The sequence below is a fragment of the Tardiphaga sp. genome, from assembly GCF_041424195.1.
GTDB lineage: Bacteria > Pseudomonadota > Alphaproteobacteria > Rhizobiales > Xanthobacteraceae > Tardiphaga.
Genome location: NZ_JBGMOE010000154.1, coordinates 1 through 1,092 on the forward strand (window position 1 = coordinate 1; position 1,092 = coordinate 1,092).

Here is a 1,092-nt window from a genome sequence, read left to right on the forward strand (position 1 = left end):
CTTCATCGCTTCGAGCGTGACGAGCTTCTGGCCCTTGGTGACGGTGTCGCCTGCGGCCACGTCCACCGCGATGATGCGGCCAGGCATCGGCGAGAGGATCGCGCCGTCGGCGGCGGTGCCTGCTACATTACCGCGCGTCGCCGATGCCGCAAACCGCCACGTTGCGCCCTGCAGCGTTGCAAAGACGACTTCGCCTGAAACGTCGAGAATCGGGTAGGCACGCTGATCGTAGGTTGTGTAGCCATCGGTAGCACCGACATATTCACGGTCGCGGTCCATCATTCGGACGCTGTGACACTCATGCCCATTCAGGCGAAACCCAGTGGGCGCGATGTTATGTCTCGCTGGCGCTATCAGTTCAACGGCGACTTGATCGAGTATCCACTGTGGAGGATCAACCTCATAGATCACGTCGTCCTGATGTTGCTCGATAAAACCAGTGTGAACTCTTCCGCGCATAAAGTCGGGGTTCACCAATAAGGCATGAAGAAACGTCGCGTTGGTACGCAGCGGCCAAACCTGTGCGTCACCAACCAATATTGCCAAACCTAGCGCCGCGTCGCGCCGACCTTCCGCGTGGCAGACGATCTTGGCAATCATCGGATCATAAAAGGAAGAGACCTCGCCTCCTTCCGCAACGCCGGTCTCGATTCGGCCAACGAAGGGATAATCGTTATCATATTCGACACCGCGCACGGGGTGCCGCCAGCGAGTGGATCGCACTTTATTTGGCAAACGGAAGCGATCCAATCTCCCCACGGACGGCAAAAATCCTTTTAAGGGATCCTCCGCATATAGCCGCGCTTCCATCGCCCAGCCATTGATCGACAGCTCGTCCTGCCGCTTCGGCAGCGCCTCGCCGCTCGCCACGCGTAGCTGCCATTCGACCAGATCGACGCCAGTGATTTCCTCGGTCACCGGATGTTCGACCTGCAACCGCGTGTTCATTTCCATGAACCAGATGCGGTCGGCGCGGAGGCCCTCGCTCGCATCGGCGATGAACTCGATCGTGCCCGCCCCGACATAATCGACCGCTTTGGCCGCCTTCACCGCCGCCGCGCAGATCGCTTCGCGGGTCGCGACGTCCATGCC

1 protein-coding gene is annotated in these 1,092 nt (G+C 59.9%); it reads right to left on the minus strand.

The genetic code is table 11. The features are described 5' to 3' along the window. Positions 1-1,092 (minus strand): biotin/lipoyl-containing protein (locus tag ACEK02_RS19750; protein ID WP_371423265.1); only part of this gene is annotated, 1,092 nt, incomplete at both ends.